The following is a 14175-nucleotide window of genomic DNA, read 5'->3' on the forward strand; positions in this document are numbered from 1 at the left end:
CTAACTTATTTTTTTCTTTCAATATACAATCCTTTAATTTCAACACTATTTGATATTGATGATAATTTAAACTCACCGTTGGAAAATAATTGAATGGTAATTCAACGACTTGGATTATTTCCATATGATATTCCACTTGCTAATTGACCTTTAAAGTTTATATGCGTAATTATATATAGTTCTATCTCAAGCGTTGTATAATACCATAAACGATAATAATATTCTGACTTATTAAAATTTTTAATTTTATATCCTTTAGAATCTTGAACAAAATCACTAGTATCAACAACTTTTCAATCATTTGATATTTTAGGTAAATCTTTTTTCTGTAAATAAAATTTATCTAAATATTTAGTAGTACCAAATGTATCATCAGTACTTTCAATTCCCGCAACTGTACTATCAATAATCATATAATCAGCAGTATTTTTACCACCTTCAAAACTAGGGTCTCAAATTCTTAATTCCCCGTTTTCAGCATTAAAATCAGTATTAACACGACCACTACTATTAGGTAATAAAGTTATTTTATTTTGTTTTAAATCTGAAACCATTAATTCATCAGCAGTATTTTTAATAATTGTTTTATTATCAATTTTAATATCACTACCACCACTTTGTTTTGCTTTTCAGACACCATTTTTTTCATAAATAGTATCACATTATCAAAGGGAACATTTATTTCATTATTGTTATTTTTAACAATAGTTTTATTGTCAATCTTAGTTTTTTCTTTTTCTATTAAAAGCATCAACTTCTAATTGAGTATAATATGCTTCTAAATCAATCATTGTTAAATCAATACCTTCTTCTTGAAAAGTACGAAACATTTTCTTTAAAGTTGTTAAATTAGCCAATGATTTTGCATAGGTAGACAATAGACCTTGTCAAGTAATCATAGGGTCATTTTGCGATGAATAATTAATATCACCAACACTCATATTTGCCGAAGTAAAAAATTCAATTGGAATGCGGTTAAATGTTCAATGCTCAATCGTAATAAACACCATATTAATACAAATTTTCTTTAATAATGGATCTTTAAATGTTTCAAACTTTAGTTTTGAAAATGGATAGTTTAAGTAAGAATTAATCATATTTTGGGCTCTTAAAGCAAATGTTTTAAATCATAATTCTACATCACCTTTAAAAAACTTATTATAACGAACTGGAACTTGTGTAATTTTACCTGTCATTGGAATAAAATTATTATAATTTTCCAAAGTAACATTTTGTCATAATTCATTTAACATTTAATCATCTCCTTATCATTTACTTTTTTTAGAATATATTTTCTTTAATATAAATTTTTTACTATTTAGTAATGTTTTTGTTTTAATTGTTTTGTTTAAATCTTGTTTTGTTCTGAGTTGTTTATATGCTTGAAATACTAGTCCATTACCTAACAAACTAATAACCACACTATCTTCTAGCGTATTTAACAATTTATCTTTATTAAAGTTATTTTTAAATTGTTCTTTCATTTTTAATATCTTAGCAATTGTCCGATATATTTTAAAACTACCTTTTACTACTTGCTGATAAACAAGTGGGGCAAAAGAAATTAAATTAAACAAACTTGTTTTTTTTAAATCCCCAACCAATAAACCATTCACTGTTCATATAGAATTTAAACGGTTCAGGAGCTAAAACAAACTGTTCTGCTTTGATTAAAGTTGTCATAACGACAATAGGGACATATTTAGGATTTTTATAATATATTGTTAAAGCAACTTCACCCGCAACTGATAATAGAACAATTTTAACTGCTAAAAAAACATCAGAACCATAAACAAAAGGTAATAATTGACCTTTTTTAATAGCCTTAGTTTCAAATTTAGATAATATTTTTTTAGTTTTATCAGTAATTTTACTAATTACTTTTTGTTTAATAGTAATTATTTGTTTTTTAATTGGGGCTAATAATTTTTTAGTTAATTTTTGAATATAAAAATTTGGGTTTAAATGATTTAAAATTTTATTTAATTTAATTGGTGTTTAATGCAAGATATTTAATAATTTATTATTATATATTTTACTGCCCCGCATTAAATTAGCATTTAATATCAGGTTTTTACCAACACCTTTTTTATAAAGATTAGTCATTATGTTATATCACTCATTAGTATTAATTTTGCTTATTTTATCAATATTTAATCCATATTCAGACAATCATTTATTAGCATTTATTTCATTTATGCGTGGTATTTTTTGAACTAATATAGGACTTATTTTTTGAATATTTTTTTCAATTTTTAATAAATTATTAATTGTTTCTAATTTAGAAACTTTAAAACCCTTATAAAAATCATTTCGGGCTAATTTTCCAATTGTATATAATAAAGTTTCATTATTAGCTTGTTTTGTAAAATCAAATATTAATTTATCAGATAAAATCTTTTTACCTCTAACTTGTCTTACAACATCTTCTAAATTATTAGCAGTTATTACACCTAATTTTTCAAGTAGTTTAGTTTCTTTCGCTAATTTTAAAATTTTAGTTGTTCGAGCAGCACGCGTTAATTTTCCAATACCACCAATTGCTGGTAGCAAATTTAAGGCAGTACTTTTTACTGTCACTTCTAATGTTAATTTATCGTATATTTGATTTACGACAAAATCGGTTGCTGTTTCTACTCCAAACGAGATAAATGCTGCGGCAAAATTAGATAATCCCACACCAAGATCAACAGCCGAAGCAATACCACCAGTTAAAACTGATAAACCAAGAGCTAAAACTTGAATTCCTAAAAATTATAATAACTGTAAACCAAAACTTTTTTCTTGTTGTTGGATTGACAATCTAGTTGGATTTTTTTAACAGCATAAATAAGGGCTGTTTTAGATGTTACAATTAGCATATCATTTATCAAACGAAAAAGTACTATTTTTTAGTACTATTAATAATTTTTAATTTTAACATCAATCGGATTTGTTTGACCAGTAGCGTTGTTTTTACCTTCAATTTGGACAAAAACCTTGGTATCATTTGTAATATTTATTGGTCAATCAACACCAGCACTTTCAATAAAGTAATCAAAATCACTTTCAGTTAAAGAACTATTTACTGCTTTTACTGCTTTTAAAACAACATCTTTAAATTGTGGTTTTAAGTGTTCGGCTGTTGTTTTTGTTGGGTCTGCAACATGAATAGTTGGTTTATCTAATTTATTAATTTTATACTAATATCAATTTTTGAAACAATATGTTTAATAATTCCTTTTGGTTCAACCACTGCTCCACCTAAATATAAAACTCTTTCCATAATCAAAGTATTACCCATTCCAGTACCTAACGCAGCAGCACCAACTCTTAACGGAGTATGATCTTTTTTGCGTAAAATAAGAGGGTCATATTTTTTGCTAAACTTAAAGGCAATTGCATTAACACCATCTGGTAATAATTCAATTGTTCCTTCTGAACCATCTTTATTAATAATTGGTAATTTTTTAGGAACCATATAGTATGTTGTTCCTTCAACAGTTTCATTGCTCCACTTATTGTGATTACACTATTTATTTGATCGTTTGTTCCAAGTTGTAACTGTAATTTATTACGAATTCCACGAATAAAATCAGCCGAACCTAAAACAATTGTTTCTGATAGAGTAAAGCCGTTTTCATATATTTTATCCATAATTTCATCATGAATTTGTAAAGCATTTGTATTATCTACTTTTTTGCCTTGAATAGTTGTAAATGTTCCTTTATTAATAATTTCTAAAATTTTATTGCGTTTATAAGCAACCTCAGTATCCATTGCTTGCTCAATATCGGCAGCTCAAAGATTAGGATTAAAATCATTTTCTACAGGGTCTAATTTACGAGCAAAAGTTAAAATTGTATCTAATTCAACAACTCCATCTTCAAATTCTACTGTTGAATATTTTAGAAGATTATCATCGGTATTAAATACTTGTCCATCTTTTCCCAAACCTTCATTATATTTAATATTTTTCTTTCTTTTATATGTTAAACCAAGTTTATTTGCTTCTTTTCACGCAAATAATGCTTCTCAACTAAATTTTTGTTGATAAGTTTGTAAATATCATTGTTCAAATGTTTCTTGGTCTCTTTGTGTTGCTTGATTAGCAATATCGCCAAAAATTGTTTTTGGATTCATATTTTTATTCCTTCTTTCTATTTATTAAATACATTGTCTGTATCTAAAATATTGTTTTCTTTGTTTACTACTTTTGGTAAGCCCCCAGTATTAACTGTTTGTACCTTAATTAATTCATCATAAACACTTTGCAATTGTGTTTTAATGATTTCAATATCATCAGTAATACCATAAGACTTTAATAAAACATTTTTAAATTCTTCATTATCAGTTAAAGAATTAATAAAGTCAATTACTTCAATTTGTTTTAATTGAATTGTTTGTTGTTTAATTTGTGAAGTTAATTCAGTATTTTTTGTTTGTAGTTCGTTGATTTGCTGATTACTATTTTCTAAATTAATTGCATTAAATTCTTCAACTTCAGCAGTATTTTCTAAAATAATTTCAGCAGTTTTAATATCTAAACCACCATCTTTATTTTTAATAGGTTCACTATTTTCATTAATAAGAACATATTTTACATTTTTTAATGCCATTGTTTTTCCTCCTATTTTTTAATATTTGTATTTGTTCTTTTTCTAATCGCTTTTTGTATAATTTCAAAACTATCTACTCTAAAAGACAAAAAATAGCGTTTAGTTTTTATATTTAACTGATTAAATACTGAGCCTTTAATTTTTATCTCATCATCTTTTTTTAATTTCAAAAACTCAGTTAAAATAGATGGGTTATATATTGATAATGTTGAGTAATTTAATCCTTCTCACTGGCATTTAGCCGAACAAGCATCAACTTCAACACCACCAGCAACAAAAGCATTAATTTTTGTTTTAATAGGATTTTCATGTAATCTAACAGTTAATTCTAACTTATTAACTTTTTTATTTTTTATTTTAGGTTTATTAGTTATTGATTTTTTAGGTAAATTACTTTTTGTTTGTGCCATTTTTATCAACTCCTTTTGCTAAAAAATACTGTAAATGTTTTCAAGCATCGTGTTCGTGCTCTGACATTTTAATATTTCCTTTATAAATATAATTTTTCTTAATGACTGGTGATTGTAAAATATATTTTAAATTAAATAGATATTTGCATAAAACTTTTAAACCACCAATAAATTTAGGAGTAGATAATGGATTTTTTATTTTTAAACCCTTATGAAGTTGATAATCTTCAATTATTACAATAACTTTATTTAAATAAGAACAAATTTTATTTTTAAACTCATTTATTATTAAATACATATTATTTATTGCTTCTTCTTCATTTTTGGAATTAAAAGTAATATTATTAATTATTTTCTTTTGCAAAACATTATAAATAATAATACCAGTTTGTCCAATTCCAGCAGGGTCAATTGCAATAATATATTTTAATTTATCTGGTTTATTTTTTTGTCAATTTGTAATATTTTTCATCCATCGGATGCTAAATCTAAAATATCGTTATTTTGTAATGTTGCATATAAGAAGCAATAATATCTCACTTGTTTTCAAATAAAATTAAGTACATTTTTGCTCATTCTAAACATTGCAAATCATAATGCTTTTTATGATGTGAAATACGACAATTAATAGGTTGACAATTAACCCAATCAAAAGATATTGTTATTTCATTTCAAGTTTTATTAATATACAAACTTTTATATTCTGTCATTATATATACTCCTTAATTTTTTTATTTGTTGATCAAATTTCATCATTAATATCATTTACTGTTACCAGATAAGCTCGTATCATTAATTCTTGTAATTTATTTTTAATTTTTTTATTTCATTTTTTCATCAAATATTTTCCTTTCTGTAAAAAAACATAATATTCCTTTATTGGTTAATATTTTGATATTTAGTAAATAATTTATTTTAATATTTAATTTAATTCCTTCGCCGCCCGCTCCACTTTGAAGGTGATCGGGGGGATAGGATATTTTGATAGAGTTTACCCCCATACGGAAATAAACAAAAAAACAGTTTACCTAGTTATTAATTACGCTTCATCCATCCCTACACAACTTTATATAAAGAAAATAAATATAAAGAAAATAACCTTTTGGAGTTCCAACCCTCTTGTTTTTTTAGTGTCCGATATTGTTTTTTTGGTTTAACAACACTCTTTTTATGAAAACAAGCCAAAAAACACATGCTCTGACATTTCGTAAGTGATTAATCTTGCCGAGAATTAAAAAAATAAATAGGAGTAGTAAATCCAATCGCTTTCACACTTTCTTTAAGGCTTCGTGCCATAGATGAGTTATCCATCTTTAAGCATCAAAAAATATTAAGTTTTAAAGATTGAATTTTGGATTAATCGTTAGATAGTATCTTTATTTTTTTATCTCATTATCTTTTTTAATTCTTTGTTTATTAAATATATTTTTTAGTAATTATATTTAACAATTAACTAACAACTAAATAAAACAATTATTCAAAATTTTTTAAGAAAAGAAAGGATGGATTTTTCTGAAAAAACATATTTTATTAAGTGTAAAAGATACTATCTAACGATTAATCCAATAAATATAAGTATTTTTTACAAAATAAAAAGCACTTTATTCTTTTTCAATAAAGTGCTACATTTGCATTTACAATTTACAAAATTATACTAAGTTATTTGTATTTGATGAAAAAATATTGGATGCAGCTGGTTTACAAAATAAACTAAATGATTATTATTACTTTTATAATTTTGAAAGAGTGCATAAATCTTTGAATTTTCAGACACCATTTGAATTTTTAACTAATTTAAACTAAATAATTTTAAATTTATAAAGTTTTATTTAAACTATTTTTTAGTGTGTTAATTTTAGAATTTTTATTTAAATATGTATAATTTTTAATGATGTTTTTATATTTTCTTGCAATCTCTAAAATGTATGTGGTATACTACACTAATGCAATTACTGAATCAAAAGCAAAAGTTGACCAAAAAATTATTGCTTTAGAAGAAAAACATCGCGAAGAAAATAGCAAAAATTTAATTGAGATAACAAATACCATTGATGAAAAAATAAAAAGTTTAGAAGAAAAACAAAATCAAATCATTAATAATTTAGAAGATAAATTAAATAAAGAAAAATGAATTATTGGTGAATATAAGTGAATGCCGGTTGGTTCTAAAATGCCTTTAGGTTGAGTTAAAGTAAATATAACTGATGGGCATACATTAATAGCAGGTCGCACAGTCGGAGTAACATCAGGAAGTGTTGGAAAACATACACATGATTCAGCAAATAATAATTCTGTATGAGCCTTAAGAAATCCTAATCGCGGATTCTCATTTATTAATGATCGAGATGGTGGTCGAATTGGTCGAAAATATATGCCATTTTTACACGACTATAATGATTTAATTATGATTAAACCAAATGCTAGTGACTCAGGAAAAGGAATTTCTAAAACTAATGATAATATGGCAGCTGGTTTAATTGCTGAACTTTGACAGTATAAAGGTTAAAAACAAATAAAATTTATTAATAACTAATAAAGTTAGTTATTAATGTTATAGCGAAGATTTAAAGATGATATTTTAAAATATCATCTTTAAATCTTTTTTAAGTTTGTAAAACTTATTGAAAGTAATTTATTTTGCTTTTTAGCAATACTTGTTTTATAAGGCATTTTAAAGTATAATTATAATTAGTGGAAATAGTAACGATAATTTAAGAAGTAATTAACATGGATGATAAACTGATTGAAGATAATACTGATTTTTTAGTAAAGTTTACTCTTGAAAATTTAGAACTTTTAAAAAAATTAAAAATTCAGCTTGATCAAGAAATTAGTCATTTATATGAATTAGCAAAACAAAAAAAGCAATAAATACAGCATTTACAAGAAAAGTCAAAATATAATTATAGTAAAATTAAAAATAGAAATGATTTTAAAAATTTAATTCAACATGCTTTATTGGAAAAAAATATTGATGAAATTTTAAATCGATTTATGTTTCGTATTGATACAATGATTTTACAATATAATTTATCTGAAAAATATAGTAAAATTATTAATCAAGTTGAAATAAATGCACGAAGTGTATATTTAACAATTAAAGAACAAAAAAATAATTCAACTAAAGAAATGCTAGAATTACAAGAATTGTTAAAAGAAGTTAATACACCATTAGTTGAATTAGTTAAACAATATAATGAAAAAATTAGTCAAATTAATGCTAGCAAAGTTTTAATTGAAAAAATAACATTAGAAGAAGTAACAAATGAGTATATTGATTTTTTCTTATTAGATGATAAAGGTTAAAAATTTTATTAATTTTACCTTTTTTTCTTTTTTTGTTTTAACATAAAATTATCTTTTGTTTTGTTATAATGATGATATAGAAGTGAGGCGAATATTTATGGAATACAAAATTCGTAGTAAAAATATTATTATTACCAATGCAATGAACCAACATTTAGTTGATACTTTTAATAAATTATTAAAATATCAACAAATTAATGAAAATGATCTTGTTCATGTTGACATTGAATTTACGAAAGAAAACAATATTGTAATTCATACTGCAATTGATATTAGAGGGCAAAATAATTTTTTAAAAGCAGAAGTTCGCAATAGTAATTTTTATAAGGCAGTTGATCAAAGTTTATATAAAGTTGAAGAACAATTACGAAAAATTAAAGGCAAACAAGAAGACCGTCATAATAAAAATCAATCATTAGGAAAATTTTATAGTGAAGTGATTGCTGCAGAAGAGGAAGAACTTGATCTTGAATAATGTTCATAAATAAAAAATGTTTAACTAAATTTAGTTAAACATTTTTTATAATAATTACTTGTTATTACTTGGTGTACTTGCTGTGTTTGTTTTATTAACACGAATTGCTCCAATTCCTTCTAATAATCATATTAAAGCACCAATTAGAGCAATTAATTCACCAACAACAATTACTCATGTTGAAACTTCTTTTGTTGAAGTAATAATTGCACCAATCATTCCAATAATTGCAATAGTAATAAAAATAATTCCGGCAACTAATTTAGCAATTTTATGACGAATAAAGGTTGCAACACAGATAAATAAGAAAGCTGTAATCAAAATAATTGCACCATTATCACCAGTATTATTGTGAACAAAAAGTTTTGTGTTAACATTAACGTTTGGAAAAGAATTTAAGATTGCTAAGATAAATAATCATAACCCAGAAATTCAAATCATTACTTTTTGGAATGTCACATTAATTTTAATTGTTGCATATTTCATTTTTGCCATTGTTTTTCCTCCTTAACCATAACATTATTTATATTATAACTTAGTTTTAAAAATATTAATGATAAATTAAATAATTTGTAAAATATCGTTTGGTTTAATATTTAAAAAATTAATCATTCCAGTAGCAAGACAATAGACAAAATAACATTATGGAAAATAATGGCTCATTTTTTGTGGTCCAAAATTTTGAATTGTTTGAATAACTTCAAAATTTTTATTGCAAAAAATAACATCAAATTGATAAAAAATTCCAAAACTATTAAAACCACGTACTTTACGTAATAAATATCCATCTTTCATTGTGATATCATTTGGTTGAATTAAAGTCGTGAATTTTTTCCGAAAAGTTTTAATCACATGAATATTAATGTCTTGTGGAATACTATTAACAGTTAATGCTTTACGATTTTTTAATAAATAATATTTTTTATTTCGTTTATGTTTTGTCCGATGAAATTTATAAACTACTTTTGAGAAAAATCCCATGCATAACACCTTTTTCTTTTTTTCTTAACAATTATATAAAATTATATTATAATTACCAAGAGAAAAGAGGTGTTATTTATGAAATTTGCATTGTTTTTAGCAACAGGTTTTGAAGAAGGCGAAGCAATTATTACAACTGATGTGTTACGACGAGGAGGAATTAAGCTAGAATTAATTAGTGTTACTAAAGCATTAGAAGTTGTTTCATCCCATGATGTTACGATTAAGACTGATAAATTAATTGAAGATATTAAATATGAAGATTATGATGGTTTCATTTTACCAGGTGGTCGCATTGGTGTTGATAATCTTGCAAAAAATGAGATGTTAAAAGATTGGTTATTAAAAGCCAATAATGATCAAAAAACAATTGCTGCAGTTTGTGCAGCACCTCAAATTTTAGGACATTTAGGAATTTTAGACAATAAAGAAGCCACTAGTTATCCGGGATGTATCGAAGGGATGGAAAAGGCAATTTATAATGATGAAATGGCTGCTATTACTGATGGTCATATTATTACTGGGGCTTCAGTTGGTTCAACAATGAATTTTGCTTTAGCAATTGCTGATCGAGTTTTAGGAGCAGAAAAAGTAATGAAACTTCAAAATGAATTAGTAATTCGTGATTAATTTAGTTATATTAAATGTTTGCATAAATAAATTGTAAAAGAGTAGAATTAATATATCTCAAATGAGCACATTAATTTTGTACAAATTTTTTACCAACTCTTAAAAGTCATTCTGATAAATTTTCTTAATCCTTTGTTCAGATAAAAAAGAGTTTAAAATTTTAGTTGAGGTAGATATGTTACTTTGTTATATTTAAATAACAATACGGTTTTTTAACTATAATTCAAATAAATATTAGTGGTCGTATAAAGAAAATTTGGGTTTTTTATAAAAACAAGAAAAAAATGTCTTTATTTTATTGAACTAAATAATATTTAAAAACAAAAACCCCAATCTTTTACATGCGACCATATTAGTTTATATTTTGTTTTATTTAAAATTGAACTACAATAAGGAGGGAAGAAAATGAAAAAATTACTAGCCTTTTTAGGAGCTATTTCATTAGTAGGGTCAAATGCTGCTTTAATGACAGCATGTACTAGTAAAAAAGAAGATGCAAATCTTGAAAATCTTAAACGCGAATTGTCACAATATGTTGAAACACCATTTTTTGCTTCATCATCAAATGCAACAAGTGAGGAGTTCGCAACAATGTTAAGTAGTCGTCTTAATTTAGGCAGTTATAAATTAGCTGTTAAAAATGATTCAACATTTGTGAAACCAAAGATTATTGATAATAATCATTCAGATGAAAAAATAGCACAAGATAATATGTCAACTATTTTACAACAACAAGACTCTAAAAAAGGTTTAGATGTTGTTAATGGAACTGCTAGTGTTAGTATTTTAAAAAAAGATAAAGAAGAATTCAATGTTAAAATTAAATGAGTTACAAATGAATTAATTCTTTTAAAAAATACTGTCAATAAAATTGACAATATGAGTAGTAAATTACAAAATATTAATTTACCATTGCCGCCATTAGTAAAAGGAGTAAATATAACTTTTGCTGATTTATATACTTTTATTGGCTTATTGCCTTTACCAGAGAAAGAAATTATGGAGATTGATTTAACTAAAATTAATGAACCAGATTTTCTTGAAAAATTTGACACACTATTAAATATTATTGCTGAAAATCTTAAGACTTTACAATTTGATATTAGTGGTTATCTTAATAAAGATATTTCTTTTAATCAAACTCTTGTTGGAAAAGGAACAGTTAAAGACCTTTTACATAATATGGCACCTGATTTAATTGCTTTATTACAATGATTTGTTAAAAAAGGAAAAGAAAAAATTGAATCAACACATAATACAGTTCTGCCATTAATCCAGTATTTATTCTCACCAGTTAATACCAATTTAAAAGAAAATATTAAAGTTGTTTTTGGTGAAACAGGGTATTTTTATCAAAATACTAATACAAATTTAGACAGTTTAATATTTCATACTTTAACTGGTTATCGAAGTGATTACAAAGAAACGGATAGTAAATATCGATTATCATTAGATGTACTATTTTTGGGTGGTGAAATTAACCAAAGTAAAATAAAAAGTTTACTTAGTTTAAAACCAACTTTATTAATTGGAAGTATTTTAGATATTTTTGCTGCAAAAGGTGACAAAGGAATTGATGCTGTTAAGACAAATCTTGTTCAGCCAAAGACATGACAAGGGATTAGTGAAATTGTCACTAGTTTTCTTCCTAAAATTGAGTTTTTCTTAGGTCCACAATTAATGAATTATGCTGGTTCTAATATTTTACGTGATTTTGAAGTAAGTAATACTGAGTTAAAAAGTAATGATGTTACAATGAGTGCCGGAACAGTTAAATTACAATTTAAAACTCCTGGGCAAGATGGTAAGTGAGAAAATTTTAGGGCAATTATTGATGAAAATAATACTCCTAACTTTACACAAATTTTAAATGCTGTTGACTTTAAATTAAGTTTTACAAATGTTAAATTTAAAGTTACAACAAAAACTAATGAAAAAATTGCTTATGAAACTAGTGGCCAATTTCGTTTTGATTTGTGATTATCAGATAATTATGAATAATATATATAATTAAAAAGTTTTCAATTTTTAATTGAAAACTTTTTAATTCTTTTTTTTGTTTATAATTAATTTAGAATAATGTACAAAAAATAAAAGGAGTTAGATTATTAATGAAAAAAATATTATTGATATTAACTAGTTTAGGAACTATAATATCACCTAGTTTTAATTTAATTGCTTGTAATCCGCCACAACAATATGAAAAAATATTTTACAAACATTTCAAATTAATACTAACCAGACAGGACCTGACATTCTTAATAATCTTCATACTTTTATGCAAACACGATATAATCTAAAGGAAGACCCAACAGCAGTTAAAATTGCTAAATATGAAATTTGATATAATAATAAAAATATTAATAACGACAAGACAACAACTGTTACTCGTGATAAAATTATTAATATTATTATTAAACTAGCACCTTCTGATAAAACAATTCAATTCGACCAACAAAATTTAGTTCAAGAAGGTTTTATTTTAGGTGGTACTTATAAAGTTAATATTAAAGTAACTGATGTCAATAAGCAGGATATTAAAACAGTAATTGTTAATGATTTAAAATTAGCAGCACATGAAGAGGAAACATATGCAGCTTTAAACAATGAGATAGAAATTTTAGAAGCAGTTCGAGATGCTATTAATCAACGCTTGTCAATTACTGCTTCAAATAATGACTTTGTTTTAACAAATGACCAAGTTCCACAAAATAAACAAGTTCCTAATACGATTATTACTTTTACAGTCACTGCGACAACAAGTAGTAGTTTAATTCAAGGTTCATTTACTTTTAATAGTATTTTATTAGCACGTAAAGATATTTCTAGTGTGGAAATTAACAAAATGTTAATTGTGCCAAATCCAAAGTTAACATATCAAGCGTTGAACCAAAATCCAAAAATATTAGATGCTATTATTGGTACCATTAATAATAAATTACAAATTACAATTACAACAAATGATTTTATTGTTACAAATGATCAAGAGGGTGATAAAAAACAAGAGCCAAGTCAAAAAGTAAGTTTTATTGTTAAAGCAGCAGAAAGTAGTAATTTAATTAAGGGAATAGTTACTTTTACTGTTGAGCTGCAAAAATTAAATATAAGTTCAGTTACGATAGCAAAAATTGCTTTGATTGCCAATTCGGATGCTGATTATCAAGAATTAAATCGAGATGTTAATTTAATCAAGGAAGTAAGAAAAGCAATTGATACAACATTTTCAATTAATGTAACAGTTGCTGATTTTAAAATTACTAATGATCATGATAAAAGTTCTGATCACCAAACGCCAGGAGAAATGATTGAATTTACGGTAATGGCTAATGAAAATAGTCAATTAATTACTAACAGGTTTATTTTTAAAATAACTTTACTATCAAAAGAGATTTCATACTAAAAATTATTGCAATAGAAGAGGAAACTAAAATGATTGAAAAGTTAAGAAATAATGATTGAAAAATAGTAAGTCGAAAAATTATTAATGATCAATTGCAAGAATATTACCATAATAATATTTCCTTTCAACCACCAAAGAAACGATTCCAATTAATTATTCGTTGAATGATGTTTTTAGGACCCTTTTTTAGTATTATGGGAATTTTTTTTATTATTTTATTTGTCGTAAAAAATATTAAAATAACTTTAATATGAATTCCTATTTTAATGTTTTTAATTGGCCTTGCGCTGATTATATCACAGTTTGCTATTATATTGTTAAATGGACACGATTATTAAAATTATCAGATCAGATTATGGATAAAATTGATTTAGT

20 protein-coding genes are annotated in these 14175 nt (G+C 24.8%); 8 read left to right on the forward strand and 12 right to left on the reverse strand.

Translation table 4 applies throughout. The features are described from left to right. Positions 1-5 precede the first annotated feature (5 nt). From ABNT63_RS05900 to ABNT63_RS05945, 10 genes are all read right to left on the reverse strand, one after another. Positions 6-554, reverse strand: coding sequence for a hypothetical protein (locus ABNT63_RS05900; protein WP_348734876.1), 549 nt, complete (start codon positions 552-554; stop codon positions 6-8). A 168-nt stretch (positions 555-722) separates the two neighbouring features. After that, a complete protein-coding gene (locus ABNT63_RS05905) occupies positions 723-1253 on the reverse strand; it encodes a hypothetical protein (protein ID WP_348734877.1) in 531 nt (176 codons plus the stop codon). A 12-nt stretch (positions 1254-1265) separates the two neighbouring features. After that, a complete protein-coding gene (locus ABNT63_RS05910; protein ID WP_348734878.1) occupies positions 1266-1616 on the reverse strand; it encodes a hypothetical protein in 351 nt (116 codons plus the stop codon). Positions 1617-1998: 382 nt separating this feature from the next. Beyond that, positions 1999-2679, reverse strand: coding sequence for a hypothetical protein (locus ABNT63_RS05915; protein ID WP_348734879.1), 681 nt, complete (start codon positions 2677-2679; stop codon positions 1999-2001). Between the two features lie 633 nt (positions 2680-3312). Continuing rightward, on the reverse strand, positions 3313-4122 hold the full coding sequence (locus ABNT63_RS05920; protein ID WP_348734880.1) for a hypothetical protein: 810 nt from the start codon (positions 4120-4122) through the stop codon (positions 3313-3315). Positions 4123-4139: 17 nt separating this feature from the next. Continuing rightward, positions 4140-4598, reverse strand: coding sequence for a hypothetical protein (locus ABNT63_RS05925; RefSeq protein ID WP_348734881.1), 459 nt, complete (start codon positions 4596-4598; stop codon positions 4140-4142). 11 nt (positions 4599-4609) lie between these two features. Further along, positions 4610-5008: a hypothetical protein gene (locus tag ABNT63_RS05930; RefSeq protein WP_348734882.1), complete on the reverse strand. Its 399-nt coding sequence runs from the start codon at positions 5006-5008 to the stop codon at positions 4610-4612. Beyond that, the gene (locus ABNT63_RS05935; RefSeq protein ID WP_348734883.1) at positions 4989-5480 is read right to left on the reverse strand and encodes a hypothetical protein; all 492 of its coding nucleotides are present in this window, start codon (positions 5478-5480) and stop codon (positions 4989-4991) included. The genes ABNT63_RS05930 and ABNT63_RS05935 overlap by 20 nt, the downstream gene beginning before the upstream one ends. Before the next feature lie 16 nt (positions 5481-5496). Further along, entirely contained in the window at positions 5497-5718 is a 222-nt protein-coding gene (locus ABNT63_RS05940; protein ID WP_348734884.1) for a hypothetical protein, read from the reverse strand. Beyond that, complete coding sequence (locus ABNT63_RS05945) at positions 5718-5846, reverse strand: hypothetical protein (RefSeq protein WP_348734885.1); 129 nt, start codon at positions 5844-5846, stop codon at positions 5718-5720. Before ABNT63_RS05945 ends, ABNT63_RS05940 begins: the two co-directional genes overlap by 1 nt. A gap of 1083 nt (positions 5847-6929) precedes the next feature. Here ABNT63_RS05945 and ABNT63_RS05950 point away from each other — a divergent pair. From ABNT63_RS05950 to hpf, 4 genes are all read left to right on the forward strand, one after another. After that, complete coding sequence (locus ABNT63_RS05950) at positions 6930-7514, forward strand: hypothetical protein (RefSeq protein WP_348734886.1); 585 nt, start codon at positions 6930-6932, stop codon at positions 7512-7514. A 221-nt stretch (positions 7515-7735) separates the two neighbouring features. Then, a complete protein-coding gene (locus tag ABNT63_RS05955; protein ID WP_348734887.1) occupies positions 7736-7879 on the forward strand; it encodes a hypothetical protein in 144 nt (47 codons plus the stop codon). Between the two features lie 87 nt (positions 7880-7966). Continuing rightward, positions 7967-8314, forward strand: coding sequence for a hypothetical protein (locus ABNT63_RS05960; RefSeq protein ID WP_348734888.1), 348 nt, complete (start codon positions 7967-7969; stop codon positions 8312-8314). Between the two features lie 97 nt (positions 8315-8411). Then, positions 8412-8789 carry a ribosome hibernation-promoting factor, HPF/YfiA family gene (hpf, locus tag ABNT63_RS05965; RefSeq protein WP_348734889.1) on the forward strand — a complete coding sequence of 126 codons (378 nt, stop codon included), beginning with the start codon at positions 8412-8414 and terminating at the stop codon, positions 8787-8789. Positions 8790-8843: 54 nt separating this feature from the next. On the opposite strand, the gene ABNT63_RS05970 is transcribed toward hpf, so the two are convergent. Together ABNT63_RS05970 and ABNT63_RS05975 are read right to left on the reverse strand one after the other, a co-directional pair. Then, on the reverse strand, positions 8844-9284 hold the full coding sequence (locus ABNT63_RS05970) for a hypothetical protein (RefSeq protein WP_114565104.1): 441 nt from the start codon (positions 9282-9284) through the stop codon (positions 8844-8846). A 147-nt stretch (positions 9285-9431) separates the two neighbouring features. Continuing rightward, entirely contained in the window at positions 9432-9770 is a 339-nt protein-coding gene (locus ABNT63_RS05975) for a hypothetical protein (protein ID WP_348734890.1), read from the reverse strand. 78 nt (positions 9771-9848) lie between these two features. On the opposite strand from ABNT63_RS05975, the gene ABNT63_RS05980 reads away from it, so the two are divergent. The 4 genes from ABNT63_RS05980 to ABNT63_RS05995 all read left to right on the forward strand — a co-directional run bounded on the left by ABNT63_RS05980 (position 9849) and on the right by ABNT63_RS05995 (position 14138). Beyond that, positions 9849-10400, forward strand: a complete 552-nt coding sequence (locus ABNT63_RS05980) for a DJ-1 family glyoxalase III (RefSeq protein WP_348734891.1) — start codon at positions 9849-9851, stop codon at positions 10398-10400. Positions 10401-10805: 405 nt separating this feature from the next. Beyond that, a complete protein-coding gene (locus ABNT63_RS05985) occupies positions 10806-12401 on the forward strand; it encodes a lipoprotein (RefSeq protein ID WP_348734892.1) in 1596 nt (531 codons plus the stop codon). A 277-nt stretch (positions 12402-12678) separates the two neighbouring features. Continuing rightward, a complete protein-coding gene (locus tag ABNT63_RS05990) occupies positions 12679-13800 on the forward strand; it encodes a spiralin repeat-containing protein (protein WP_348734893.1) in 1122 nt (373 codons plus the stop codon). A 29-nt stretch (positions 13801-13829) separates the two neighbouring features. After that, entirely contained in the window at positions 13830-14138 is a 309-nt protein-coding gene (locus ABNT63_RS05995; protein WP_348734894.1) for a hypothetical protein, read from the forward strand. Positions 14139-14175 lie beyond the last annotated feature (37 nt).

It is taken from the genome of Spiroplasma endosymbiont of Ammophila pubescens (genome assembly GCF_964020965.1).
In the GTDB taxonomy this organism is placed as follows: Bacteria; Bacillota_I; Bacilli_A; order Mycoplasmatales; family Mycoplasmataceae; genus Spiroplasma.